This is a genomic window from Salimicrobium jeotgali (assembly GCF_001685435.2).
GTDB lineage: Bacteria > Bacillota > Bacilli > Bacillales > Halobacillaceae > Salimicrobium > Salimicrobium album.
Window position 1 is genome coordinate 740,313 of record NZ_CP011361.2, and the last position, 23,928, is coordinate 764,240.

The window sequence follows — 23,928 nt, forward strand, 5'->3', positions numbered from 1 at the left end:
GATAAATAATGATTGCGAAAAGTCTGAAAGTAATTTATAGTAAAAGAAGAAAACGTATCCTATTTTTTTGAACTAAAAATGAATGAGTATTCATTCAAAGAACGCAAGGGGGATTTGTAATGACTCGAAAAATCAGGCGTGCCGCAGTTCTCGGTTCCGGAGTGATGGGAGCGGGAATAGCCGCACATTTGGCTAACGTCGGTATACCGGTGCTTATGCTCGATATCGCACCGAAAGATGTAACGGATAAAGAAAAGAAACAGGGTCTTACTATGGAAGACAGACAGGTAAGAAACCGGGTAGCGATGTCCGGGAAGGAAGGGCTCAAAAAGCAGAAGCCCGCACCACTAACATCAAAAGAGAATCTCCACCTTATAGAAGCAGGTAACATGACGGATGATATGGACAAACTCTCGGAAGTGGACTGGATCATCGAAGTGGTTGTTGAGAACCTCGATATAAAGAAATCCGTATTCCGGGAAGTGGATAAATACAGAAAAGCAGGTTCCATCGTAAGTTCCAATACGTCCGGAATCTCCATTGAAGCTATGTCCGAAGACTGCAGCGAGGATATGAAGAAACACTTCCTCGGCACTCACTTTTTCAATCCGCCCCGCTATCTGAAACTGCTCGAGGTGATTCCGACTTCGAGCACGGATAAGGACGTCCTTGAATTCATGAAGAAGTTCGGGGAGGATACACTAGGAAAAGGGGTCGTAGAGGCGAAAGATACTCCGAATTTTATCGCCAACCGCATCGGAACATACGGCCTGTTAGTGACGGTAAGAGAGATGCTGGAGCAGAACCTGAGCGTCGGAGAAGTGGATTCCGTGACCGGACCGATGATCGGGCGGCCGAAAAGCGCTACATTCCGGACGCTTGACGTTGTAGGGCTCGATACATTCATCCACGTGGCAAATAACGTCCACGATCAGGTCAAGGGTCAGGAGAAAGAGGTTTTCAAAGTACCGGAATTTATGCAGGACATGAATGAAAAGGGATGGATCGGTCAAAAAGCCGGCCAGGGATTCTTTCTGAAGAAGAAGAGTGAAGAAGGCTCCGAAATCCTTCAGCTGAACCCGGAGACGATGGAGTATGAAAAACGCGGGAAGCTGAAAACGAAAGCTGTCGAAGCTGCGGGACAGGAAAAGGGACCGAAACGGAAACTGGCCTCTCTCGTCAAAGCTAAAGGAGATCAGGCGGGAGATTTTGTCTGGTCTATCGTAAAACCCGTCCTCCTCTACTCCGCAGAACTTACAGGAGAAATTGCGGATGATCTCGTCTCCATCGATGAAGCGATGCGCTGGGGATTCGGCTGGGACCTCGGTCCGTTTGAGATGTGGGATGCCATCGGGGTACAAAAGTCTGTGGAACGGATGAAAGAAGAAGGAGAAACCGTTCCCGAGTGGATAGACGACATGCTGAAGAATGGAAATGAATCTTTTTATAAAAAAGAAAATGGAAACGTTTACTATTATCATAAAGGAGATTATAAGCAACAGGGATTCAACGCCAAAGATATCAATCTGCGCCTGCTGAAGGAAACGAAGGAAGTACTCGCGAAAAATGCCGGAGCGAGCGTCATCGATCTCGGAGACGGAGTCGCCGGACTTGAATTCCACTCCCAGAGCAATGCCATCGGTATGGACGTCATCCAGATGATCAATAAAGCGGTCGATATCGTCGATGAGGACTTCGAAGGACTCGTCATCGGAAACCAGGGGAATAATTTCTGCGTCGGTGCGAACCTCGGCATGATGCTTATGGAAGCACAGGACCAGAACTTCTTCGAAATCGAACTCGTCGTCAAACAGTTCCAGCAGGCGATGATGCGCATCAAATACTCCGATAAGCCTGTTGTTGCCGCTCCATTCGGAATGGCGCTCGGCGGAGGAGCGGAAGTATGCCTGCCGGCTGCTGCGATCCAGGCTTCGAGTGAGACGTATATGGGACTCGTGGAACCGGGTGTCGGACTCATCCCGGGCGGAGGCGGAAACAAAGAACTTTATCTGAAGCATCTGAACAATATGCCGGAAAGTGTAGACTTTGACCTTCAAAAGGTTTCCAATAGCGTATTCCAGAAAATCGCTACCGCTAAAACGTCGACTTCCGCCGAGGAAGCACGTCAAAACGGATTCCTCGATCAGATGGATGCGATCTCTTTCAATCAGGACCACCTGCTTCACGATGCGAAGCAGAAAGTACTCGGGCTTGCCCGGGCCGGATACCAGGCACCGAAACGTAAACCTGTTCCGGTAACCGGGGAATCAGGTTTTGCCACGATGCTTCTTGGTGCGAAAGAAATGCACTACGGCGGCTTCGCTTCGGATCACGATCTGAAAATCGCGGAAAAACTTGCATTCGTATTGGCCGGAGGACGTGTGAAGGAAGGATCGAAAGTGGATGAGCAGTATCTTCTGGATCTCGAAAGGGAAGCTTTCCTCAGTCTGATCGGTGAAGCGAAAACACAGCAGAGAATGCAGCACATGTTACTTAAAGGGAAACCACTTCGTAACTAAAGGGGGAGAAAGTTGTGAGAGAAGCAGTAATTGTGGCCGGTGCACGTACGCCGGTCGGTAAAGCGAAGAAAGGCACGCTTGCAAGCAGTCGCCCGGACGATCTTGCGGCGCTGACAATCAGGGAAACGCTAAGAAGAGCAAATAACTACGACGGTCCTATTGATGATGTCATCATCGGGTGCGCGATGCCTGAGGCCGAGCAGGGGATGAATATGGCACGGAGTATCGGGGCTCTTGCGGGTCTGCACCACTCCGTTCCGGCGATTACAATCAACCGATACTGTTCATCCGGACTTCAGAGTATAGCCAATGCCGCCGAGAAGATTATGCTCGGACATTCGGAAGCTGCGATTGCCGGAGGCGCGGAATCGATGAGTCTGATCCCTATGGGAGGACACGTCATCAAGCCGAACGTGGAGCTTGTGGAGAACGCTCCTGAGTACTATATGTCGATGGGACACACGGCAGAGGAAGTGGCGAACCGCTTCAACATCTCCCGGGAAGATCAGGATGCTTTTGCGGCCAGAAGTCACGAGAGAGCGGCTAAAGCTCTGGAAGAAGGGAAGTTCGACGAGGAAATCGTTCCTGTCGAAGTGACCGAAAATGTCCCGGGGCCGGATAACACGACCAGGAAAGTGACGCGTACGCTCGAGCGGGATGAAGGGGTACGTCACGGTACGACGACAGAAACACTTGCCAAACTGAAGCCTGCTTTCCACGTAAAGGGATCGGTTACAGCAGGAAATTCATCCCAGATGAGCGACGGAGCAGCTTCGGTGCTCGTCATGGACCGGGAGAAAGCCGAGAAGGAAGGCCTGCAGCCGCTCGCCAAGTTCCACTCTTTCGCAGTGGCCGGTGTGGAACCGGAGATTATGGGAGTAGGACCGATTGAAGCGGTGCCGAAAGCTTTGAAAATGGCAGGCCTTTCCCTGGAAGACATCGGTCTGTTCGAACTGAACGAAGCCTTTGCTTCCCAGTCACTTCGGGTCATCCGTGAACTCGGACTTGATGAGGAGAAAGTGAACGTGAATGGAGGAGCGATCGCTCTTGGACACCCGCTCGGCTGTACAGGAACGAAGCTGACGCTGTCACTTATTCATGAGATGAAACGCCGCAACGAAAAATACGGCGTTGTAACGATGTGTATCGGCGGCGGAATGGGCGCTGCCGGAGTATTCGAACTATTATCCTGAGGAGGAATAAATATGAGTGATGTTAAAGATATGATCAAAGGCGGAAGTTTTCTGGTGGAAGATGTGGAAGCGGAAGATATCATCACCCCGGAAGATTTTACCGAAGAACATAAAATGATTGCCAAAACGACAGAAGATTTTATCACGGGTGATGTACTACCGAAAGTGGATAAAATCGAGAACCACGAATTCGAACACTCCCTCGAGCTTATGAAGAAAGCGGGAGAACTCGGATTGCTCGGTGCGGACGTACCGGAAGAGTATGGCGGGGTACAGCTGGACAAGATCAGTTCTTCCCTTATTACGGAGAAATTTGCCCGCGCCGGTGGTTTCTCTTTGACCCACGGAGCACACGTCGGAATCGGTTCTCTGCCGATCGTCTTCTTCGGAAACAGTGATCAGAAGAAGAAATATCTGCCGAAACTGGCGACAGGTGAACTGCTGGCTGCGTATGCCCTGACTGAACCGGGTTCAGGGTCTGATGCCCGGGGAGCCAAAACGACAGCCAAACTGAATGAGGCCGGTACTCACTACGTACTGAACGGAGAGAAGCAGTGGATTACGAACTCCGCGTTCGCGGACGTATTCATCGTCTACGCAAAAATTGACGGAGAGAAATTCACGGCTTTCATCGTAGAAAGAGAGCACCCGGGCGTATCCACTGGTCCTGAGGAGAAGAAGATGGGGATCAAAGGGTCCTCCACCCGTACCCTTATCCTTGAAGACGCCGAAGTGCCTGTCGAGAACGTTCTCGGTGAAATCGGCAGAGGGCACATCATCGCTTTCAATATCCTGAACGTCGGCCGTTACAAGCTGGCGATCGGAAGTGTCGGAAGTGCGAAGAGAGCCATCGAACTTTCCGTCAACTACGCTCAGGAACGGAAACAGTTCGATACTCCGATTATGAGCTTCCCGCTTATCAAGGAAAAAGTGGCGTCCGTCGCAGCGAACACGTACGCGAACGAAAGCGCCGTCTACCGTACCGTCGGGCTGTTTGAACAAAGTATGGGACGGCTTTCCGAGGAAGAACTGAATGACGGAAAAGCTGTCGCCAACGTCATCGCCGAGTACGCCATCGAATGTTCTCTTACGAAGGTGTTCGGTTCGGAACTGCTTGACTTCGCAGTGGACGAAGCGGTACAGATCCACGGCGGATACGGTTTCATGCAGGAATACGAAGTGGAACGTATGTACCGGGATTCCCGTATCAACCGTATTTTCGAAGGAACGAACGAAATCAACCGTATGATCGTTCCCGGCAACCTCGTCAAAAAAGCGATGAAAGGCGAACTGCCGATTTTTGAAAAAGCTAAGAAACTTCAGGAAGAAATCATGACGATGATGCCTGAAGAACCGGGAGACGCTCCGCTTGAACAGGAATTCTACCTGCTGAAGAATGCGAAGAAGATCGCTCTGCTGGCTTCCGGACTTGCTGCTCAGAAATATGGGGAGAAACTGGATCAGGAACAGGAAGTACTTGTGAACCTGGCAGACATTACGGGTGAAATTTTCAATATGGAATCTGCCATTCTCCGTACGAAGAAAGCTGTCGACAAAGACGGAGCCGAAAAACACAGCCAGAAACTTCTATATACGGAAGTGTACGTTCAGGAAGCGTTCAATCGTATCGAAGCGCACGCGAAAGAAACACTTATCGCAGCGGAAGAGGGCGACGATCTCCGCATGATGCTCGGAGCTCTCCGGAAGCTGACGCGTCATAACCCGGTGAATGTTATCAAGAAAAAACGTGAAATTTCCGTCGGTCTTGAAAAAGCCGGAAAATACTTCGTGTAATTTCGAAAAAGGCTGTCCTCTGCCGGGGGACAGCCTTTTGTTTTTCAACAAAGAGCGGTTGTGGTAGGATAAATGTGATATTGTTTTGTTAGGAATGGGGGAGAAGTCATGCTTACCTTTTACTGGTATCCGAAGTGCGGCACGTGCCGCAACGCGAAAAGATGGCTTGATGAGAACGATGTGGATTATAAAGCTGTGAATCTCGTGGAAACTCCACCTTCGAAGGAAATGCTGCTGCAGATGATGAAAAACAGCGATCTTCCTTCGAAACGTTTCTTCAATTCCAGCGGGAAGAAGTACCGTGAGCTTGGACTGAAAGACAAAGTAGGGGACATGACGCTTGAAGAACAGGCGGAGATACTGGCTTCCGACGGCATGCTGATCAAGCGGCCGCTAGCTACGGATGGAAGTCGCGTGACCGCAGGGTTCAAAGAAACGGAGTACGAAGCCAACTGGCTGTAATTTTTGAAGGAGGGGTCAATAATGGAACTGCCAAAAGAATTTCGTTATTCAAAAGAACATGAATGGGTAAAAGAAGAAGGGGATAACCTTCGCATCGGTATTACAGAGTTCGCCCAGTCCGAACTCGGTGACGTCGTGTTCGCCGAGCTTCCGGAAGTCGGTGATGAAGTGGAAGTGGATGAGCCGTTCGGAAGTGTGGAATCCGTGAAGACGGTATCCGAACTTTATGCTCCCGTCAGCGGGAAAGTCGTTGAAGTGAACGATGAACTCGAGGACAGCCCGGAACTAGTAAACGAATCTCCTTACGATAAAGCGTGGATGATCGTAGTCGAGCCTTCCGGGAAGTCCGGACTGGATGATCTGATGAGTGCGGATGAGTACGAAGCTATGATTTCCGAAGATGAATAGAACTTATTAACTTCGACAGACCATGGATCCGCATGGTCTGTTTCTGTATAAAGGGGTAAGCGGGATGAATGAACCTATTTTAATCGTTGAGGGGATTACGGACAAAAAGCATATTAAGAAGATGCTGGCGCAGCCTCTTGAAATCATCTGCACGTATGGAACACTCGGCCTGGAGCGTCTGGATGAGCTGATTTATGAGTACGATCTGGATCACCGCAACGTTTATATACTCGTCGATGAAGACTACTCGGGCTACAGACTCCGGGAACAGTTCAGGGAAGAACTTCCTCACGCTGTACATCTGTACACAAGCAAAACGTACCGGGAAGTAGCTGCTACGCCGGAACCGGAACTCGCACGGATGCTTGCGGGGTACCGGTTCCGGATCAAACCTGTCTACATGATGTAAGGAGGCAACAATGAAAGAAGTGAATGTAAGGGAAACACTGCCGGAAGTAGGAAGAGGGTACGTATTCATTTACAGTCCCTTTTGCGGAACGTGCCACCTGGCAAGGGAAATGCTTGATATCATCGAGAAGATGAGAGAAGAAGATGTCTTCTATGAAATGAACGCGAGCCTCTTCCCGGACTTCATGCAGGAGAAACAGGTATCAAGCGTACCCTGTCTGCTCGTATGGAAAGACGGGAAAGTGGAAGAGAAAGTGTATGCGTTCGAATCGGTGACGAAAATTTTCAATCTGATGAAAGAAAAAGAGAAAATATAGCGAAGCACCAGCTCATCATCCCGGGAGCTGGTGCTTTTGTGAACGCGGACGGGAGAATCGTTCCTTTCGGAAGCGCCACGGGGGCCTGAAAGGAACGATTTACGCCGAATCGTTCCCTTCAGAGAGGGAAGGATGTGCTGAAGGGAAGGAAACAGAGAGAAACGTGACCTTCGGGGCCGGATATGGCGTCCGAAAGTCACGCAAAAGAAATCTCCACTATTCCACCGTTTCTCCGACGGCTTTCATAATGTCCATAAAGGAAGCGTCATCGCCGAATTGATGAACGATTTCCCCTTCGGATGAGATGATGACGGTGGTAGGAACACCGGTGCAGCCGTAGAGGTCATACACTTTCGTTCCATTATCCTCAAGCGTCGGCTGTGTCAAAAATTTCTCTTTATACTTTACGGCATCTTCCCTCTTTCCTTCCCGGCCGGCAACGTTGATGGTAATCATTTCCACGTCGTCCGTATGGAGCGAATCGAAAAGCTGCTCTTTTTTCGGCATATCTGCACCGGAATCCGGGCACCAGGAGGCCCAGAAAGTAAGAATGGTGACTTTCCCCGGAGTTTCCGGAAGTGTATAAGTGCCTTCTCCGGTAAGGTATGGTAATGTGAATACGGGTGCTTTCATAAGTATCGGATCCTTTCTTCAATAGCAAGTTTGCAAAAATCGTAACATATACACGCTTTTTATTGAAGTTTATTGACACCAGCCCGGTACAGTGCTAAAATCTTCCGTATCGCTCTATAAATTGAATAAATGAAATTCTCTTATCAAGAGAGGTGGAGGGACTGGCCCTATGAAGCCCGGCAACCGTTAAACATTCTGTTTAAAATGGTGCCAAATCCTACAGAACAATCGGTTCTGATAGATGAGAGAACAGAATTGATTTTTAAATACCAACCTTTCTGTTCTTTCAGGCAGAGGGGTTTTTTTTATTTGCTAAAACCGTAAGAGACAGCGACTCTTACAGACGCAGGAGGAAAAACAATGATTTCGATTAAAGGTCTGTCAAAAGTGTTCCGAACGAAGGATCAGGATGTACACGCGGTCAGTGACCTCGAGGCGACGATCGACTCCGGTGAAATTTTCGGCGTCATCGGATACAGCGGGGCCGGAAAAAGTACTTTCATCCGCCTGCTGAACCGTCTCGAAGACCCGAGTGGCGGAACGATCAATATAGACGACAGGGAGATTTCTTCACTGTCAAAAGGAGATCTCCGTCTGGCCCGCCAGGACATGGGAATGATCTTCCAGCACTTCAACCTGCTGTGGTCCCGTACAGTGGAAGATAATATCGCTTTTCCACTCGAAATTGCGGGAGTATCGAAGGAGGAAAGAAAGGAACGTGTGGACGAACTGGTGGAGCTCGTTGGTCTCGGCGGCCGCGGGACCTCGTACCCTTCCCAGTTGAGCGGGGGTCAAAAACAGCGTGTCGGTATCGCCAGAGCACTCGCAAATCGCCCGAAAGTCCTTTTATGTGATGAGGCGACCTCCGCTCTCGATCCGGAAACGACCGACTCCATTCTTGATTTGCTCGTCGATATCAATGCGAAACTCGGACTTACCATCGTGCTCATTACTCACGAAATGCACGTCATCCGTAAAATCTGCCACCGTGTGGCTGTAATGGAAGACGGAAAAATTGTGGAAGAAGGTGACGTACTGGACGTATTTTTAAGACCGAAACAGAAAGTGACGAAACGTTTCGTCGACCAGGTGATGGGAGACCCTGACCGGGAATCTTCTCTTTCTCTTATTAAAGAGGAATACCCTCTCGGGGAAGTGGCCCAGTTCCATTTCGTCGGAGAACGTACGCATCAGGCACTGATCAGTGAAGTGTCCCGGAAGTTCCAGGTGGATGTGAACGTGCTCCACGGGAAGATCACCCAGACCCAGAAGGGTGCATATGGTACATTGATCGTGCATCTCGAAGGAGAAAAAGAAGAAATTGAACGGGCTCTGACGTATGTAAGAGAAACGTCTGTAGAAGTGGAGGTGGCCCTTGATGTTTGAACAATTGTTTCCTAACGTTCAGGTTGACGACATGATTACCGCGACGAACGAGACGCTGTTTATGACGTTCTTCTCCGTTCTCGGAACGTTCATATTCGGCCTGCTTCTCGGTCTGCTGCTTTATTTAACAGGCCCGGGAGGCATCTGGCAGAATAAAATAGCGAACTGGATTACCGCAGCTTTCGTCAACGTCTTCCGGGCTATCCCGTTCATTATTCTCATCCTGCTTCTGTTCCCGTTCACCGATTTTTTCGTCGGGACGATACGCGGGCCTTCAGCAGCACTGCCGGCACTCATTATCGGAGGTGCGCCTTTCTATGCCCGTCTCGTTGAAATAGCACTTAAAGAAGTGGATAAAGGTGTAATCGAAGCGGCCAAAGCGATGGGAGCCAAATACCGTACAATCATTTTCAAAGTTCTTCTGCCGGAATCGACTCCGGCTTTGATATCCGGACTTACAGTAACGGCCATCGCTCTGATCAGCTATACAGCTGTAGCGGGAGTGATCGGCGCCGGAGGTCTCGGGGACTTCGCTTACTTTTACGGGTTCCAGAGGAACAGTTTTGATGTCGTATTCGTATGTACCGTGCTTATCGTCATTATCGTATTCGTTTTCCAGTTCATCGGAGACTTCGCTTCCAGAAAACTGGACAAAAGATAAAACTACGTTTTAAAAAAGGAGAGAGTACCATGAAAAAGTTTCTACTCACGTTAGCCACTATAGCCCTTGTTTCCCTGCTCGCAGCATGTGGATCGGACAGCTCAGATTCCGGTGATTCGGAAGGATCGGATAAAGAAACATCCGAAATATCCGTCGGCGCCACCAGTGTTCCGCACGCAGAAGTGTTGAAAGAAGCACAGCCGCTTATGGAAGAAAAGGGCATTACGCTGAATATCGAAGAATATCAGGATTACGTCCTCCCGAACCGTGATCTGTCTGAAGGGGAGATCGACGCAAACTATTTTCAGCATATTCCTTACCTGAATACGCAAATGGAAGAGAACGGCTATGATTTCGCCAACCTTGGAGGTATCCACATCGAGCCGATGGGTATCTACTCCAAAGGAATCGAAAGTATCGAAGATGTGGAGGATGGAACGACGGTGCTTATGAGCCGCTCTGTCGCAGACCATGGGCGTATCCTTTCCCTTCTCGAGAAAGAAGGCCTGGTGAAAATCGACCCGGACGTGGATCCGGTGAACGCTAAACTGGAAGACGTCGTCGAGAACCCTAAAAATCTTGAGTTCGACGCAGGGATCGATGCAGCCCTTCTACCTGAAAACTACGAGAGAGAAGAGAATGCGCTTGTCGCCATCAACACGAACTACGCGATCCAGGCGGACCTTAACCCGAGTGAAGACGCCCTTCTTCTCGAAGGTTCCGACTCTCCTTACGTAAACGTAATCGCAGCGAAAAGTGAAGATAAGGACAGCGAAGCATTGAACACCCTGGTGGAAGTACTTCGCTCCGATGAAATCCAGTCCTTCATGAAAGAGCAGTATGATGGTGCGGTCGTGCCTGTAGACGGCAGTGACAGCGAAAAATGAAAAGGAAGCACTTCCCCTGACTTGAGTGGGGAGTGCTTCCTTTTTTTGCTTCAGCTATTGTCCGTTTTCAAATTATCTACATAGCGCTTTCCTTCGACGAGAGAAAGTCCGAAAGCCTGCCGTGCTTTTTTGACAGCTTTTATTTCCTCTCCCTGCCCGAGTAATTCCAGCAGTTCTTCATCGACCGGGTAGCCGGAAACGTTTGTCTGTGCTTTGATTGTATCAAGTTTATAATGCAGCCCTTCCACCCGATTTTCTAAATTACTGATTTTAATTGAGAAATAGATGATGACCAGTATGATGATTCCGGAAAAGCCAAATACCATGTACATTCCCTCCCGTTGTAAATTGCGTATAACGCATATACGGAAGAAGGAGGCGCGAAGTTTCAGAACTTCTGAGGTTCCCGGCATCCGGAATAGGAGAAGGATATTCAAAAAAATGTGTTTAATTTTCCGAGTGCGGGGAATCACCCCCATATAACAACAGAAGAGTATAAAGAAGAGAAAAGGACGAATTATAGGCATGCCTTTCCTGATTTATTCTCAGAGAGTATATCTATACGAAAATGCTGAATAATCATAAGATTTGCGCTTTTGTCTGATTTCTTCTTTGTGCTATTCTTATAGTTGTAAAAACTCTGAAAGGATTGATTAATTATCAGCGACTGTTTGGGTTTAACTTATACGAGTGAAATGGAAAAAGGAATGTTCCAGGCACACGACATTTGCTTTGCGGAATACGGCAGAAAGTTGGAAACCCAGATTCATGTAGAGAAGAAACGGAGCCGGGAGTATGAAGAAAGCAAGAAAATACACTCGGAAATGGAAAGACAGCTGCACAGATAATATATAAGTATAAAGGAACCGCCCGGAGAGAAGGATCAATCTTCTCTCCGGGCGGTTTTTTCCTGCAGGCACGCATGGCACTCTCGCACACTTCATCTCAGCAGACGCCCCTGTCTCCAAATTGAATATCAAAAGATTAATGTAATAGATAACTTTAGCTATTCCTTAAGTTTTTGTTATAATAGGAGATGGTGCAAACGGGAAATGGAAAGGACGAAAAAAGTTGATATCAGCTTTGAAATGATTTAAGATTATAATGAGAATAAATTGAGAATGGTTTTAAATCAACCGACCATACACCCAATAATTGATCACAATACACAGGAGGTATTATACATGGCAGGCTCAACACTCGAAATCAAAGATCTTCATGTTGAAATTGAAGGTTTGGAAATTCTGAAAGGTCTAAATTTAACTCTAAAAGGTGGAGAATTCCACGCGGTAATGGGACCGAACGGAACCGGTAAATCCACACTGGCTTCAGCAGTGATGGGTCACCCTAAATACGAAGTTACCCAAGGTGAAATTCTGCTCGACGGGGAAAACGTTCTCGAGATGGAAGTGGACGAACGTGCCCAGGCGGGTCTGTTCCTTGCTATGCAGTACCCAAGTGAAATCAGCGGTGTGACGAACTCCGACTTCCTTCGTTCGGCGATCAACTCCCGCCGTGAAGAAGGCGACGAGATTTCCCTGATGAAATTCATCAAACAGATGGATGCGAAGATGGATACACTCGACATCGATAAGAATATGGCTCAGCGTTACCTTAACGAAGGTTTCTCCGGCGGAGAGAAGAAACGTAACGAAATCCTTCAGCTTATGAACATCGAGCCGTCTATCGCCATTCTGGATGAAATCGACTCCGGTCTCGATATCGACGCTCTTAAAGTCGTAGCAAAAGGCATCAACGAGATGCGTGACGACTCCTTCGGCTGCCTGATCATCACTCACTATCAGCGTCTTCTCAACTACATCACTCCTGATAAAGTGCACGTAATGATGCAGGGACGCATTGTGAAAACCGGCGGACCTGAACTTGCTCAGCGTCTCGAGGAAGAAGGGTACGACTGGATCAAGGAAGAACTTGGAATCGAAGACGAAACAATCGGCTCTAAATAATCGAAGGTTAGGAGGGATCTCATGGCTGTAGAAGTATCAATGCCATACGACAAGCAATACGTCACAGAATATTCGAACAAGCATAACGAACCGGCATGGATGAAAGAGCTTCGTCTGGCGGCTCTTGAAAAATCGGAGAATCTTCCGATGCCGAAGCCCGATAAAACTAATATAGAGAAATGGAACTTCACCGATTTCTCTCATGACGTGGAAGGAACGAACATCGACTCGCTCGAAAATCTTCCACCGGAAATCCAGAATTTCCTCGATCAGGAGAAAGAAACGGAGAACCTTCTCATTCAGCGCAACCACACGGCTGCATACTCTTCTCTTAACCAGGAACTGCAGGACAAAGGCGTGATTTTCACGGACATTTTCACTGCACTCCGCGATCATTCAGAACTCGTGAAAGAGTATTACATGACAGAAGCGGTAGCTGTAGATGAACACCGTCTCAGTGCTCTGCATGCAGCTCTTATGAACAGCGGTATCTTCCTTTACGTTCCGAAAAACGTGAATATCGAAGAGCCGCTTCAGGCAATCTTCTGGCAGGAGGATGAGCGCGCATCTCTTATCAACCACATCCTCGTCGTAGCAGAAGAGAACAGTTCCGTCACTTACGTGGAAAACTACATTTCCAATAACACGGAAGCTCAGACGTCAGCTAATATCATTACGGAAGTCATCGCAAAAGATAACGCGAAAGTTTCCTTCGGTGCTGTCGACAACTTCGCAGCAGGTACGACCGTCTACTCGAACCGCCGCGGTATTGCAGGCAGAGATGCCCGTATCGAATGGGCGATCGGTCAGATGAACGAAGGGAACACCGCAGCTGAGAATATCACGCATCTCGTCGGTGATAACTCGGAAGGCGATGCGAAGATGGTTGTCGTCGGACGTGGAGAGCAAAAGCAGAACTTTACGACGAATATCCGTCACTTCGGTAAAGAATCGGACGGCTTCATTCTTCAGCACGGAGTTATGAAGGACAAGTCTTCCGGTATCTTCAACGGCATCGGCAAAATCGACCACGGTGCAACGAAAGCGAATGCGGAACAGGAGTCCCGTGTTCTTATGCTCAGTAAGGATGCCCGTGGGGATGCTAACCCGATTCTTCTTATCGATGAAGACGATGTAACAGCAGGTCACGCAGCTTCTGTCGGACGTGTGGACCCGGTTCAGCTTTATTACATGATGAGCCGCGGTATTCCGAAGAGAGAAGCAGAGCGCCTGATCATTCACGGATTCCTGGCACCGGTCGTCAACCAGCTTCCGGTAGAGGCTGTGAAAAATCAGTTGCGTCAGGTAATCGAAAGGAAAGTGAATTAATGGATGTATTGGCGGTACGTGAGGCATTTCCGATTCTTCATCAGGAGGTAAACGGTCATCCTCTTGTATACCTCGATTCGTCGGCGACGTCCCAGACACCACAATCTGTCATTGATAAAATCGATGACTATTACAAGCGGTACAACTCGAACGTTCACCGCGGAGTGCACACACTTGGGGCTTTCGCTACGGATGAATATGAAGGAGCACGCGAGAAAGTACGCTCTTTCATAAATGCATCCAATACGAAAGAAATTGTTTTCAATCGTGGTACGACAACGGGAATCAACACGGTAGCCCAGAGCTACGGTGTGGATAATGTGGCTCCTGGTGATGAGATTGTCATTACGGAAATGGAACACCACAGTAACCTGATACCATGGCAGCAGCTTGCGAAGCGTAAAAATGCAACACTAAAATATATCCCGATGCAGGAGGACGGCACGCTTTCCCTGAGCGATGTGAGAGACACTATCAGCGAAAGAACCAAAATAGTAGCTGTCTCCCACGTCTCAAACGTTCTCGGTACCATCAACCCGATCAAAGAAATCGCAGCGGCGGCTCACGAGAAGAATGCAGTAATAGTCGTGGACGGTGCTCAGAGTGCTCCTCACATCAAAATCGATGTGCAGGATCTGGACTGTGATTTCTATGCCTTCTCGGCCCACAAGATGTGTGGACCGACGGGAATAGGGGTATTGTATGGTAAGAAAGATTTGCTCGATAATATGGAACCGGTAGAATTCGGCGGAGAAATGATCGATTTCGTCAGCCTGTACGATTCCACGTGGAAAGAGCTTCCGTGGAAATTTGAAGGAGGTACGCCGATCATAGCCGGAGCGATTGGACTCGGTGCTGCCATCGATTATCTTGAAAGTGTCGGTATGGAAGAAATCGAAAAGCACGAAGAGGAGCTCATCAGCTATGCGCTTAAAAAGATGGACGACATGGACGGAGTGACTGTCTATGGTCCGAGAGAACGGGCAGGACTTGTCACTTTCAACGTCGACGGCGTCCACCCGCACGATCTGGCTACCGTTCTGGATACGGAAGGGATAGCCGTAAGGGCCGGACACCATTGTGCCCAGCCGCTTATGAAGTGGCTCGGTGTAAATGCAACAGCCAGAGCCAGTTTCTATTTGTATAACACGACGGATGAGATTGACCGCTTTGTGGAAGGACTTCAGAAAACAAAGGAGTATTTTGGCGATGTCATTTAATAACTTAGACACACTTTATCGCCAGGTTATCATGGATCACTACAAAAATCCCCGCAATAAAGGGTCTATCGAAGGCGAGCACATGGCGATCGATATGAATAACCCTACATGCGGAGACAGAATCCAGCTTCAGCTTCAGCTTGAAGATGGAGTGGTGAACGAAGCTAAATTCGACGGAGAAGGCTGCTCTATCAGCCTTTCCTCCGCCTCCATGATGACAGAGGCAGTAAAAGGGAAAACAGTCGAAGAAGCTCTTGAAATGTCGAAACTTTTCTCCGCTATGATGCAGGGAGAAGACGTCGACCCGGAACAATTCGCACTGGAAGATATCGAGGCGCTTCAGGGAGTTTCCCAGTTTCCGGCCCGTATCAAATGTGCCACCCTCTCCTGGAAAGCGATGGAGCAGGGGGTAGAGGAGTCCGAAGAAGCTTAAACGGATGAATCAATATATAAGGAGGTAATATCATGGCTAAGAAAGCTCCAGAAATGGAAGACTATAAATATGGCTTTCACGATAAAGACGTATCTGTTTACAGGACCGAAAGAGGTCTGACAGAACAGGTCGTAAAAGATATTTCCGCACGTAAGGAAGAGCCGGAGTGGATGCTTAACTATCGCCTGAAGTCTCTTGAACAGTTCTACAAGAAACCGATGCCTCAGTGGGGCGGCGACTTGTCAGAGCTTGACTTCGACGATATTACGTATTACGTAAAGCCTTCCGAAAATACAGAACGTTCCTGGGATGAAGTACCGCGGGAAATCAAAGACACCTTTGATCGTCTCGGTATTCCGGAAGCAGAACAGAAATATCTTGCCGGTGTATCTGCCCAGTATGAATCCGAAGTTGTATATCACAACATGCAGGAAGATCTGGAGAACCTCGGCGTTATTTTCAAAGATACGGATACAGCGCTTAAAGAAAACGAAGATCTGTTCCGGCAGTATTTCGCAAAAGCGATTCCGAACTCCGACAACAAGTTCGCAGCGCTGAACTCAGCCGTATGGTCCGGCGGTTCCTTTATCTACGTACCGAAGAATACGAAAGTGGATACACCGCTTCAGGCCTATTTCCGTATCAACTCGGAAAACATGGGTCAGTTCGAACGTACGCTGATCATCGCAGATGAAGGCGCATCCGTGCACTACGTTGAAGGCTGTACAGCACCGACGTACTCCTCAAGCTCCCTGCACAGTGCAGTAGTGGAAATCTTCGTTAAGAAAGATGCCTACTGCCGTTATACGACGATCCAGAACTGGGCGAACAACGTCTATAACCTGGTTACGAAACGTGCTGTAGCGGAAGAGAACGCTTCGATGGAATGGGTGGACGGTAACCTCGGTTCCAAACTTACAATGAAATATCCATCCGTTCTTCTTACAGGTGAAGGAGCACGCGGTAACACGCTTTCCATCGCTCTTGCCGGCGCAGGTCAGCACCAGGATGCCGGTGCGAAGATGCACCACCTGGCACCGAATACTTCATCAAGTATCGTTTCCAAATCCATCTCCAAAAACGGTGGTAAGGTAACGTACCGCGGAATCGTCCAATTCGGTAAAAAAGCGGAAGGCGCCCGCTCGAACATTGAGTGCGACACGCTGATCATGGATAACGAATCCACATCCGATACGATTCCTTATAACGAAATCATGAACGAAAACATCTCTCTCGAACACGAAGCGAAAGTTTCGAAAGTGTCCGAAGAGCAGCTATTCTATCTCATGAGTCGCGGTCTTTCTGAAGAGGAAGCGACTGAAATGATCGTAATGGGCTTCATCGAGCCATTTACGAAAGAACTTCCGATGGAATATGCGGTAGAAATGAACCGTCTCATCAAATTCGAGATGGAAGGTTCTATCGGTTAATAGCTGTAAGACCCCTGTCACGATTCAATTCGTACAGGGGTTTTTTGTTTCGTTATTTTAGTTAAATGTAAATTAGTGTAAGATAAAAGGAAGAGTAACTTACCTAAAGAAGGAGGGAGAAGATGAAGAAGTTGCTCACTGACACGTTCAAGGATTTTGCCGAAAAAGAATGCATTGGTTCCAGTCCGCTTTACCGGGAGCTGAGCCTTAAAATTGCAGAAGACGAAGACATACTGGACCTGTGTACCGAGGTAGAGAAAAGTCAGCCGATACCGAATCTGCTGTTCGGGGCTGTACACTATCTGCTGCTCAAAGATACGGAACACGAACTGAAAGACTACTACCCCAGTCTCGTGGATTTCCCGAAAAGAGACCGTTATCTGTACCGGATATTCAAAGACTTCTGTTTGGAAAATAAGGAAGAAATAAAAGTAATTTTGAAAAATAACATCGTACAGACAAATGAAGTGAGACGCTGTGCCTACCTGTGTCCTGTCTTTTCTTACATATACGAACAAACACAGAAACCTCTGTCGCTTATAGAGATAGGAACGAGTGCAGGGCTGCAATTACTATGGGACCAGTATGCTTACAGCTACGGCACTGGGAAAACGTATGGAAAAAAAGATTCTGCCGTACATTTGGAGTCGAAAGTACGGGAGGGGAGAATACCGGAACACTTGCTGAACGATGTTCCTCCGGTTGCAGAACGGACAGGGGTGGATTTGAATATCGTGGATGTGACCGTAACAGAAGAGAAATTATGGCTGGAGGCGCTCATCTGGCTCGAACATGCCGACAGACGACGCAACTTTTTGCGCGCCGCCCGAAAACTGCAGCAGCAACCGCTCGCTCTCATAGAAGGAGACGGTGTCTCCCTACTTCCTGAGATTGCGGCAGAAATGTCTGAAGATTCCACTCTATGTATTTTTCACACTCATGTAGCTAATCAGTTCACGAAAGAAGATAAAAACAGGGTGGAGGAGGAAATAAGGAAGCTCAGTGAACAAAGACGGGTTTTCCACGTTTATAACAATATGCAGGACCGCCAATTACACATCGATAGCGTCTTCCGGAGGGAAACAAAAACGAACACACTGGGCGATACGGACGGGCACGGCCGATGGTTCGACTGGAAGATCCAACTATAGAAAATACAGAATTTCGAATGAGGCGGAGCACAGAATATCTGTTATATATCCCCATGATTGCCCATATCCATACTGTAAAGACGCTTACCTTTATATTGGATAAGCGTCGACTTTTTAGATTTAATGTAATGTATATATTGAATCATGTAATTTATATGTTACTTTATATAGTGAAGGGGGTCTTACATAAGTGAAAAATAACGTAAAAATAGCCCGCGTGCAAATGGATATGACCCAGGCCCAATTAGCCGAACAAACAGGCGTTACCCGTCAAACGATCAGTTTAATAGAAAAAGGAAAATACAACCCTACGCTGAAACTGTGCCTTGCCATTTGCGACGGGGTACACAAGTCTCTGGATGAACTGTTCTGGATAGATAAGGAGGAGCGGACCGATGATACAAAAAATAAATGATGAGCGATTGAAACGGAAGAATTTGGAGAACACGCGAATTTTATTTATCGTTCAGACCGCTGGAATCATAGGCATATTAGGGTACGATCTGGTTACGAAAGGTATGGAAGGGATGACCGGTAACCCGCTGTGGTTTGTGCTAATTCTCACAGGCATAGTCTCTGCTTATTTATCTATGAGTATAAGCGTGGATCATGAATCAGATAAAAAGTCCCCTAAGAAAGGATTTCTTACTTCGATAGCGGTAATTAGTGTTATTGCAATCGGTCTCGGTGTTGCAGTTACTCTTACTGCGGATTTAAATACGGGAATCCTCATAGGAGCGATAGTTTTTATATGTTTCGTAGTACCTTACTTTTATCTTTATTATTTACGGAAGAAACAGGAAGATTGAAGCATTGAAACGTTTCCAAAAGGATTTTGACAAATCGCCGGGTTTTGTCTAACATAAATTGGAAAGAACATTATTTTCAATGAGGTGCTTATTTTGGAATTAGTCAGTTTCGGAATCATTGTATTCGCGGGCTTGGTTATTTTCTTCGCTTCCGGATGGTTTACCGGTACGGATGAATTTGGCGGGGTCAATACGAGAGATAGTGAACGCTTGAAGATTATTAAACAGAAAGCTATTGTAAGCAGTTGGATTTTACTCGTAATGGTTTTCTTTTTAAGTTCCGTTTTCGAATTCCTGCAATTGAATAACGGAGGGTGGAACTTATTCGGGAGCATTAAACCTGAACTGCTTTATTTGCTTGTTGCTGTTATCAGCTATTTCGTCTATTACTGGATGTATAAACGTCGCCTAAGCAGCAGTACGTCTCTGCAAGGTAACACAGACAGGAGTTGATTTACTATCGACGTTTTAGTTTTTATTGTCATTTGTTTAGTAATTCTTGCTCTTCCCGTTGCGATAATATATTGGGGAGTAAAACAAATCACCGGTGCGCTGAAACCGAAGATGAATGAGTTTTCGGAACAAAAAGACAGAATAAAATCTTTGGAAACGCGGGTTAAGGTACTCGAAAGAAGATTGGACGAAAAATAAATAAGAAATTTCCAGGATTTACGACAAAAGACAATTTTAAAGAGAGCCATGTTAGTAGATTAAGGAGGGGTATCTGTGAAATTGAAAACTCTGGCCGGCATTTTGATGGGTTTCACAATCGGATTCCTGCTAGTAAGCCTTTGGAAGACCGACTTGGACTGGAGTTTGTGGGGAGGGCTCATGATCGGCGGAACGGTCGGACATTTTATCATGGTAACCTTGAATAGACGTAAGAAAAATAAACAATTATAACGATAATTTTAACGCCATTAACCACTTTTCCTTTTGAATACCTCTAACGGAATACTGCTTTTTTCTTGTACCATGATTTTAATATGGAATATAGATCACCCCGATAGCGTACACTATTCAGGGTGTAGAATTTACTGCCATTATACAGTATCAGTTTTTGTTCCTCGCTGCATAAACGCTCATAGCTTTAGCCATGAAATCAGCCAGGCCTTCTCCGAACTGGTCTATGTTTTCAGTGAAGCGTTCATCATTTACGTACATATGGCCGAGCCCCTCGAAAGCCTGAGGAGAGTAGTTCCCCACTTCATTTAAATAGCGGTACCATATACCGATTTTTTCCTGAGCTGCATCAGATTCAGGTGATACATTACGGATATGAGCCAGTTCACGGAAGATTTCGTTGAATTTCTCCTCATCATATGCTGTCATATTCCTAACTTTTTCCTCGGATTTATTAACTGTCTCGTCCCCCCACCTTTCTCTCGCTTCTTTCTTGTAAGGATTATGACTGAAATCAAAGCCGGTAAATTTATCGCGGTTTGGCATCTGTATCTCTCCTTTCGACTCTTGTATCGTTTTTTCAATAGTTGTAATCACCCGGTTAAGCCGGTCTCTTTTCCCGTAAAGCATGTCGCGTTGACTGATCAACGCCTGGTGCCGGTCGAACGATGGGTTATGCATGATTTCTTTGATTTTTTCCAATGAAAAGCCGAGCTCTTTAAAAAACAGAATCTGCTGAAGGGTATCGAGATTTTTGTCGGAATAAACCCGGTATCCGGCTTCTGTAACTTTGGCCGGAGTTAATAATCCTATTTCATCGTAATGATGCAGCGTACGAACACTGACACCCGCTAACTCTGCTATTTCTTTTACTTTCACCATCACGCCCTCCTTTCATTATTAACTATAAAGTATCCCGTAGCGGAAGGGTCAACGGTAATTACCTGTAAAAAACTTATCATTTCTGTTAAAATAGTTACAAAATTTAGAATATTAATTGCTGTATGAGTAATTCAGGTAACGGGATAATAGTTTACTGGAATTTTTAACGAACGGACGGGACGGTGAGGTCTTTGGTGTGGAAGTCATATGTGATACATGAATGCATTAAACCATTCTTTTTAATAGTGGGCGTATTGTTCATAAGTGTCTCTCCTTTATTTATATCGGTGGAGGGGTTCGTCTGGCCCGGGATTGAAAAGATCCTCGGTGTTTTCGGTCAATTGATGAATCCTGAGTCGCTGGTCTATATCAATCCTGAATCCGGTGAGGAGAGAAGTCTGTTTCCTATTATATTTAAAGCTTTTGCGAGTTCTTTGACAGTATTGGGAATAGCTCTCGTCATTTCTTTCTCCCTGGCTGTTCTCGGTACATTTATATTGTGGCGCGCACCAAAAAAGATTTACCAGCTGTGCTTATCTATCACCTCCCTTCTGCAAAGCATACCGGACGTCGTGTTCGTCATTTCTTCCCAGATGTTTCTCGTGTGGCTGTATATACAAACAGGTACCACTTTCATAAAACTTGCGGGTGCGGGAGAAGAAGAAGCTGTGCTAGCGCCGGCTCTGGTCCTGTCGATTCTTCCGACTATTTACTTTTTTCAGTCGATGCTCAGTCTTGTGGAGGAGGAAAAAGAAAAACCATACTATGAAATGGCTGTAAGTAAAGGGCTGCCGAAAACATTCATACTGCTAACCCATATTATGAGGAATATGCTCGTGCGTCTGTCTTATCAGGCGAAATTCCTGCTCAGTATTATGATCAGTAACCTGCTTATCGTGGAATATCTTTTCGAGAATTTCGGAATGGCTTCTTTTCTTCTCACTTACTCGCAACCTCCTGTATTTTTCGTTACAGCTCTATTATTCTTTGTTCCTATTTATCTTTTCTTGAAAGGGATTGAACTGTCCCTGTACTTTTTTACGAGGGAGGAGGTCTCCCTGTGATGAAAAGATTAGTTAAACAGTCGTTATTCCTATGGGGATTCGGATTTATAATAATTATGCTGGCAGGCAGCTTGATACACGCTCATTTTTTCGATTCTTACGTACGTCACACTCCTTTTCTTACGAACGGGCAGGGGGAGATGGTCGGGCCTCCCTTCGCCCCCTTCGAACACTCGATTTTGGGAACGGATATGAACGGTAATCATATCGTTTATTATATATTAAAAGGAGCTAAATATACGATTCTGGGTGTCTTTTCTATAGGGTTACTCAGCTTCGCTCTGGCTTTCCTGATCGGCATTCCTCTCGGGTTCAAAAATAAAGGCAAATCAAAAATCATCGAAAACATGCTTTCCGCTTTATATTTCATTCCTGTTTCCGTTATTGCCTACAATTTTCTCAGGCCGTTATTATTGGAGCCAATCTCCGGGTTCCCGACGACGCTCGGGTTTCGGTTAGGGACAGAGGTACTGGTTATCGGTATTTTGTTGACACCTCCTGCAGCCATTTACATAGCGAACGAGACGAGCACACTTTTAAAGCAAGAGTACATCACGACAAGCAGGTCGCTCGGAGCGGGATCGTTTCATCTGTTCCGTTCCCATCTTCTTCCGTATCTGAAAGAACGGCTCGTTACACTGTTCATGAGACAGAATATCCAGGCTGTTCTCGTTATGAGCCATCTCGGCGTATTTGAACTTTTTTTCGGAGGAACGAAAGCAGAATTCGGATTAGCGGCCGGGCGTCCGGTGCCCGTCACGTATGAATGGGCTTCCATGGTAGGTATGTATTTTCGTACACTGCAAACGAACGTATACTGGCTCGTAGGTATACCACTCCTTTTTCTCGTGTTGTTTGTTCTTGCTTTAGCCGGTATGAGCCGTGCGGTTAATAATATTATGCGGGAGGATGAAAGGATAATTTGTTTAAAGGATAATAATAAGCGATCACTAAGTGCAGACATAGATGATTTCACCATTGTTGAAAATTCTTCCAAATCCGAACAAAGAGGGGATGAGTTATAAAATATGTGTGACGATATTAATGGAAAACGATTAAAAAGCCTCAAGCTCTAGTAGTGGCCCCTAAAAGTTAGGGTTTTCATTAGGAAACCAGCTAATTTTGCTTTTACGCGTTCATAGTTGTAGTACTCTATGTATCCCTCGAGCTTTTTTCAAGCCCTTCATAAGAAACCGGTTTTCGCCTGTAATATATTTCCTATTGGAGAATTCCAAAGAAATTCTTCATCGCCGCATTATTTGCGCAGTTCGCTTTTCTGAACATACTCTGGAAGATACGATGTTTCTTTAACGTTTCCCCATTTGCGGTATTGGTAATGCCAAACTTGATCGGAGTGGATGGTTGTCCGGTATTCAGCTTCCGTTTCGATGGTTTCCAACGCTTCCTTTAACGACTTTAACACAACACCCAGGATCGGTCGTTTGAATATACCGAAAGAAATAATCTCTACATGCTTTGTTCGGATCTTCCTCGTAGACATGCTTCCTCTGGTAATGATAGGTGGCTTCAGGAATGCCTACTTTTCGTAACACGTCTTTTACTTTGAATCCTTCCTGTTTGAGTTCGAACACCAGCGCTGCTTGTGCTTTCCGAGATAGGCATTCGGATTCTCCTGAAAAGCTTTGACCTTTTTTAGATAAGAATTCTCCAGACGCAAAAGTTCATTTTCACGTTCTGAATGTTCTTCACGAGTCAAGGATTTTTCGGTTTTGGGCGACGTTTTTTTAGGTTTTTTGACATAGAAGGCCGCCCTTTCGCTTTTCCCCGGAGACCTTCGACCCCTTCCTTGTTAAATATGCGGGTCCAGTTCGCAATTAACGAAGAGTTGTTCACATGGAAGGCGATCGCCGTCTCCTGAAGAGAAGCTCCTGTCTTTTTCCTAAAGTGTAATACATCCAGCTTGAATTGGACAGGATAGACTTGTTTGGAGCGCTTCCTTTTCAATCCTTCTTCCCCGAACGTTTGATACGCCTGGACCCAACGTCTTATTGGAGTTTTATCAGGAAGAGCGTATCTTTTGCCCAACAACGTGTACCCTAGAGAACCTTCAT

27 protein-coding genes and 1 riboswitch are annotated in these 23,928 nt (G+C 46.6%); of the genes, 23 read left to right on the forward strand and 4 right to left on the reverse strand.

Annotation, left to right across the window (positions count from 1 at the left end):
* Positions 1-119: 119 nt before the first annotated feature.
* The 7 genes from AAV35_RS03665 (at position 120) to AAV35_RS03695 (ending at position 7,101) form a co-directional block, all read left to right on the forward strand.
* The gene (locus AAV35_RS03665) at positions 120-2,519 is read left to right on the forward strand and encodes a 3-hydroxyacyl-CoA dehydrogenase/enoyl-CoA hydratase family protein (RefSeq protein WP_008587184.1); all 2,400 of its coding nucleotides are present in this window, start codon (positions 120-122) and stop codon (positions 2,517-2,519) included.
* 14 nt (positions 2,520-2,533) lie between these two features.
* A complete protein-coding gene (locus AAV35_RS03670; protein WP_008587186.1) occupies positions 2,534-3,712 on the forward strand; it encodes an acetyl-CoA C-acetyltransferase in 1,179 nt (392 codons plus the stop codon).
* A gap of 12 nt (positions 3,713-3,724) precedes the next feature.
* Positions 3,725-5,506, forward strand: a complete 1,782-nt coding sequence (locus AAV35_RS03675; protein ID WP_008587188.1) for an acyl-CoA dehydrogenase family protein — start codon at positions 3,725-3,727, stop codon at positions 5,504-5,506.
* Positions 5,507-5,614: 108 nt separating this feature from the next.
* On the forward strand, positions 5,615-5,968 hold the full coding sequence (locus AAV35_RS03680) for an arsenate reductase family protein (protein WP_008587190.1): 354 nt from the start codon (positions 5,615-5,617) through the stop codon (positions 5,966-5,968).
* Between the two features lie 21 nt (positions 5,969-5,989).
* Positions 5,990-6,376 (forward strand): glycine cleavage system protein GcvH, encoded by a 387-nt coding sequence (gene gcvH / locus AAV35_RS03685; protein WP_008587193.1) that lies wholly within the window; start codon positions 5,990-5,992, stop codon positions 6,374-6,376.
* A gap of 64 nt (positions 6,377-6,440) precedes the next feature.
* On the forward strand, positions 6,441-6,785 hold the full coding sequence (locus AAV35_RS03690; protein WP_008587195.1) for a toprim domain-containing protein: 345 nt from the start codon (positions 6,441-6,443) through the stop codon (positions 6,783-6,785).
* A gap of 10 nt (positions 6,786-6,795) precedes the next feature.
* Positions 6,796-7,101, forward strand: coding sequence for a thioredoxin family protein (locus AAV35_RS03695; RefSeq protein WP_008587198.1), 306 nt, complete (start codon positions 6,796-6,798; stop codon positions 7,099-7,101).
* Positions 7,102-7,317: 216 nt separating this feature from the next.
* On the opposite strand, the gene AAV35_RS03700 is transcribed toward AAV35_RS03695, so the two are convergent.
* Positions 7,318-7,734 (reverse strand): TlpA family protein disulfide reductase, encoded by a 417-nt coding sequence (locus tag AAV35_RS03700; RefSeq protein WP_008587200.1) that lies wholly within the window; start codon positions 7,732-7,734, stop codon positions 7,318-7,320.
* A gap of 137 nt (positions 7,735-7,871) precedes the next feature.
* Positions 7,872-7,982: riboswitch (SAM riboswitch) on the forward strand.
* A gap of 112 nt (positions 7,983-8,094) precedes the next feature.
* Between AAV35_RS03700 and AAV35_RS03705 the strand changes: the two genes are divergently transcribed.
* Genes AAV35_RS03705 through AAV35_RS03715 form a run of 3 tightly spaced genes read left to right on the forward strand, consistent with a single transcriptional unit; the run spans position 8,095 to position 10,668 of the window.
* Complete coding sequence (locus tag AAV35_RS03705; protein ID WP_008587201.1) at positions 8,095-9,120, forward strand: methionine ABC transporter ATP-binding protein; 1,026 nt, start codon at positions 8,095-8,097, stop codon at positions 9,118-9,120.
* Entirely contained in the window at positions 9,113-9,781 is a 669-nt protein-coding gene (locus AAV35_RS03710; protein ID WP_008587203.1) for a methionine ABC transporter permease, read from the forward strand. The genes AAV35_RS03705 and AAV35_RS03710 overlap by 8 nt, the downstream gene beginning before the upstream one ends.
* A 29-nt stretch (positions 9,782-9,810) precedes the next feature.
* On the forward strand, positions 9,811-10,668 hold the full coding sequence (locus AAV35_RS03715) for a MetQ/NlpA family ABC transporter substrate-binding protein (RefSeq protein ID WP_008587205.1): 858 nt from the start codon (positions 9,811-9,813) through the stop codon (positions 10,666-10,668).
* A 50-nt stretch (positions 10,669-10,718) separates the two neighbouring features.
* Here the strand turns inward: AAV35_RS03715 and AAV35_RS03720 are convergent, their stop codons facing one another.
* A complete protein-coding gene (locus AAV35_RS03720; protein WP_008587207.1) occupies positions 10,719-10,994 on the reverse strand; it encodes a hypothetical protein in 276 nt (91 codons plus the stop codon).
* Positions 10,995-11,375: 381 nt separating this feature from the next.
* On the opposite strand from AAV35_RS03720, the gene AAV35_RS14720 reads away from it, so the two are divergent.
* From AAV35_RS14720 to AAV35_RS14320, 11 genes are all read left to right on the forward strand, one after another.
* Positions 11,376-11,516: a YuzK family famiily protein gene (locus tag AAV35_RS14720; RefSeq protein ID WP_475269804.1), complete on the forward strand. Its 141-nt coding sequence runs from the start codon at positions 11,376-11,378 to the stop codon at positions 11,514-11,516.
* A 336-nt stretch (positions 11,517-11,852) separates the two neighbouring features.
* Positions 11,853-12,635: a Fe-S cluster assembly ATPase SufC gene (gene sufC / locus AAV35_RS03725; RefSeq protein ID WP_008587212.1), complete on the forward strand. Its 783-nt coding sequence runs from the start codon at positions 11,853-11,855 to the stop codon at positions 12,633-12,635.
* 21 nt (positions 12,636-12,656) lie between these two features.
* Complete coding sequence (sufD, locus tag AAV35_RS03730) at positions 12,657-13,964, forward strand: Fe-S cluster assembly protein SufD (protein ID WP_008587214.1); 1,308 nt, start codon at positions 12,657-12,659, stop codon at positions 13,962-13,964.
* Positions 13,964-15,184: a cysteine desulfurase gene (locus tag AAV35_RS03735; protein WP_008587216.1), complete on the forward strand. Its 1,221-nt coding sequence runs from the start codon at positions 13,964-13,966 to the stop codon at positions 15,182-15,184. Before sufD ends, AAV35_RS03735 begins: the two co-directional genes overlap by 1 nt.
* A complete protein-coding gene (gene sufU, locus AAV35_RS03740) occupies positions 15,174-15,617 on the forward strand; it encodes a Fe-S cluster assembly sulfur transfer protein SufU (RefSeq protein ID WP_008587219.1) in 444 nt (147 codons plus the stop codon). The genes AAV35_RS03735 and sufU overlap by 11 nt, the downstream gene beginning before the upstream one ends.
* 32 nt (positions 15,618-15,649) lie before the next feature.
* The gene (gene sufB, locus AAV35_RS03745; protein ID WP_008587222.1) at positions 15,650-17,047 is read left to right on the forward strand and encodes a Fe-S cluster assembly protein SufB; all 1,398 of its coding nucleotides are present in this window, start codon (positions 15,650-15,652) and stop codon (positions 17,045-17,047) included.
* Between the two features lie 122 nt (positions 17,048-17,169).
* Positions 17,170-18,198 carry a DUF2332 domain-containing protein gene (locus tag AAV35_RS03750; protein WP_008587223.1) on the forward strand — a complete coding sequence of 343 codons (1,029 nt, stop codon included), beginning with the start codon at positions 17,170-17,172 and terminating at the stop codon, positions 18,196-18,198.
* Positions 18,199-18,388: 190 nt separating this feature from the next.
* The gene (locus AAV35_RS03755) at positions 18,389-18,613 is read left to right on the forward strand and encodes a helix-turn-helix transcriptional regulator (RefSeq protein ID WP_008587225.1); all 225 of its coding nucleotides are present in this window, start codon (positions 18,389-18,391) and stop codon (positions 18,611-18,613) included.
* Positions 18,597-19,007: a hypothetical protein gene (locus AAV35_RS03760; RefSeq protein ID WP_040609035.1), complete on the forward strand. Its 411-nt coding sequence runs from the start codon at positions 18,597-18,599 to the stop codon at positions 19,005-19,007. Before AAV35_RS03755 ends, AAV35_RS03760 begins: the two co-directional genes overlap by 17 nt.
* 84 nt (positions 19,008-19,091) lie before the next feature.
* Positions 19,092-19,460 (forward strand): hypothetical protein, encoded by a 369-nt coding sequence (locus AAV35_RS03765; protein WP_374704049.1) that lies wholly within the window; start codon positions 19,092-19,094, stop codon positions 19,458-19,460.
* Between the two features lie 273 nt (positions 19,461-19,733).
* Positions 19,734-19,910 (forward strand): hypothetical protein, encoded by a 177-nt coding sequence (locus AAV35_RS14320; RefSeq protein WP_156330835.1) that lies wholly within the window; start codon positions 19,734-19,736, stop codon positions 19,908-19,910.
* A 150-nt stretch (positions 19,911-20,060) separates the two neighbouring features.
* Here AAV35_RS14320 and AAV35_RS03770 read toward each other — a convergent pair whose 3' ends face one another.
* Positions 20,061-20,795 (reverse strand): MerR family transcriptional regulator, encoded by a 735-nt coding sequence (locus AAV35_RS03770; RefSeq protein WP_040608993.1) that lies wholly within the window; start codon positions 20,793-20,795, stop codon positions 20,061-20,063.
* Positions 20,796-20,986: 191 nt separating this feature from the next.
* Between AAV35_RS03770 and AAV35_RS03775 the strand changes: the two genes are divergently transcribed.
* Complete coding sequence (locus tag AAV35_RS03775; protein WP_146003359.1) at positions 20,987-21,856, forward strand: ABC transporter permease subunit; 870 nt, start codon at positions 20,987-20,989, stop codon at positions 21,854-21,856.
* Positions 21,856-22,881 carry an ABC transporter permease subunit gene (locus AAV35_RS03780; RefSeq protein WP_008587235.1) on the forward strand — a complete coding sequence of 342 codons (1,026 nt, stop codon included), beginning with the start codon at positions 21,856-21,858 and terminating at the stop codon, positions 22,879-22,881. Before AAV35_RS03775 ends, AAV35_RS03780 begins: the two co-directional genes overlap by 1 nt.
* A 688-nt stretch (positions 22,882-23,569) precedes the next feature.
* Here AAV35_RS03780 and AAV35_RS14690 read toward each other — a convergent pair.
* On the reverse strand, positions 23,570-23,905 hold the full coding sequence (locus tag AAV35_RS14690) for a helix-turn-helix domain-containing protein (RefSeq protein ID WP_374704050.1): 336 nt from the start codon (positions 23,903-23,905) through the stop codon (positions 23,570-23,572).
* Positions 23,906-23,928 lie beyond the last annotated feature (23 nt).